The sequence below is a fragment of the Streptomyces sp. NPDC091387 genome (assembly GCF_044756945.1).
GTDB lineage: Bacteria > Actinomycetota > Actinomycetes > Streptomycetales > Streptomycetaceae > Streptomyces.
In genome coordinates, this window is the sequence record NZ_JBIVTZ010000023.1 from 1 (window position 1) to 2,152 (window position 2,152).

Annotated in this window: 2 protein-coding genes; both read left to right on the plus strand. The window is 70.2% G+C overall.

Annotation, left to right across the window (positions count from 1 at the left end):
• Positions 1 to 343 precede the first annotated feature (343 nt).
• A complete protein-coding gene (locus ACIQM0_RS34125; RefSeq protein WP_401294311.1) occupies positions 344 to 1,012 on the plus strand; it encodes a glyoxalase in 669 nt (222 codons plus the stop codon).
• A 61-nt stretch (positions 1,013 to 1,073) separates the two neighbouring features.
• Entirely contained in the window at positions 1,074 to 1,559 is a 486-nt protein-coding gene (locus tag ACIQM0_RS34130; protein WP_401294313.1) for an iron chaperone, read from the plus strand.
• Positions 1,560 to 2,152: the final 593 nt, after the last annotated feature.

Genomic DNA, 2,152 nt, shown 5'->3' on the forward strand with positions numbered 1-2,152 from the left:
CGTCTGATATCTGAGGGTGTGTTGTGCTGGGTGGGCGATGGTGCTGCTGTGGTGGGGTGGCAGGGGCGTCAGTGGGGTTTGTTTCGTGGTCGGCTGTGCGTGGCTGGGCGGGTTCACCTGGCTGCACCGGGCTGGCCGGTATGTGTCCTGGGGGTCTTCTGGGGGTCTTCGGGCCTTCCGGTGGTGGGTGGTGGGTGTGGTGGCTGGCCCTGCTGGTGCCGGTGCTGTGGTCACCGAGGTTGCGCGGGATCGGTAGGTGCGGGGGAGGGGGTGCCCGGGTGGCCGAGGAAGTGGCGGGGCCGGTCAGGATTCGAGAAGCTTCGGCCGCCGCCCGGCGCCTAGCATGACGGACATGGCAACCACCGCTTCCACCGCAGTCCGTACGGTTCTCGCGTCCGTCACCCTTGAGGTGGCCGAGCCCGAGGCCGCTCGCCGTTTCTACGATGCTTTTGGTGTGGGTGCGTATATTCGCTTGCGGGCGTCCGAGGCGCACTCGGCCGGGTTCCGCGGTTTCACGTTGGCGCTCACGGTTTCCGGGCCGGCGACTGTGGACGGCTTCGTTGCCGCTGCTGTGGACGCCGGTGCCACGGTGCTGAAGCCCGCGGTGAAGTCGCTGTGGGGTTACGGCGGTGTGGTCCAGGCCCCGGACGGGACGATCTGGAAGATCGCGACGTCGGTGAAGAAGGACACCGGCCCCGCTACCGGTGAGATCGATGAGTTCGTCCTGCTGCTCGGTGTCCAGGACGTGAAGGCAACCAAGCAGTTCTACGTCGGGCGGGGTCTGGCCGTGGCCAAGAGCTTCGGCGGGAAGTACGCCGAGTTCGCCTCCGGCCAGTCCAGCCCGCTCAAGCTGGCGCTGTACAAGCACCGTGCGCTGGCCAAGGACCTCGGTGTTCCCGCCGACGGCACCGGCTCGCACCGTATCGTCCTGGGCGCCGCCGCCGACGCCTTCACCGACCCGGACGGTTTCGTCTGGGAGACCGTCGCGCCGTCTTCCCCCGCACAGTCCTGACGTACGGTCCGGCACTCCCGAACCGTCCTGTCTCACTCTTATGCACGAGAGGAAACCTGCTATGCCGTCGACGAAGTCGCCCGCCAGGAATTCCGGTACGTCCGCCGGGAAGCACGACGGATTCACCGCCGAGGAGCGGGCTGCGATGAAGGATCACGCACGCGACCAGAAGAAGGCAGCGGCGCGGCGTGGTTCGTCCCGGGCGGAGAAGGAGGCTGCGGCGGAGCAGGACGTCCTCGCGAAGATCGCCGAGATGCCGGAAGCGGACCGGGTCCTGGCCGAGCGGATCCACGAGATCGTCAGGGCCGCCGCTCCCGGCCTCGCGCCCAAGCTCTGGTACGGGATGCCCGCGTATGCCAGGGACGGCAAGGTCGTCTGCCACTTCCAGAGCGCGGAGAAGTTCAAGTCGCGGTACGCGACGCTCGGCTTCAGTGACCAGGCGGCCCTCGACGAGGGTGCGATGTGGCCGACCGCCTATGCCCTGAAGAAGCTGACCGCGGCCGACGAGAAGGCCATCAGCGCCCTTGTGAAGAAAGCAGAGGCCTGAGGCCGGCCGCGGGGCACACCGGCCGGAAGTCCCGGTCCGGGCCCGGCCGTTTGTTCATGGGGCTGTCCGCCCGCGCCCTGGCCGCTGGTCCGTGCCGGACCGGAACGTTTTGAACGCCGCTGCTTTGTTCGGGTGCTGTCGCGGTGTCGCGGTGTCGCGGTGTCGCGGTGTCGTGCGTTCGTCGGGCAGGGCCCGGTTCCATGGTGCCGCGGTGATCGCGGGGGGCGGTCCACGGGGACGGAGCGTGTCCTTCTCCGGCCCCGTGGCCGCCGGCCGGGTCGGCCGGGTGAGCGGGGTTCCTCACCCCCTTTGTGCCCGATGGCGGTGTACGGCCGTGGCCCGTGCGCAGGTGCGGGTACGGGCTCGGGCCGTGGCTGAGCTTCCTGGCCGTGGGGCCGGGGGCGGCTGCGGAGGGCGATCGGGTGACGCTGGAGGGCTTCTGCGGCGGGGACGGCGCTCGCTCGCCGCCGCAGTGGCCGGTCCGGCGGAGACGCGGGAGGTCCGTGTGCCGGTTCCGTGCGGGCCGGTGAGGGGAGTTGTGGCCGCCCCGGCGCTACCGCACGCCGCTCCACGGGGTGCCCCCGCCTGAGCGG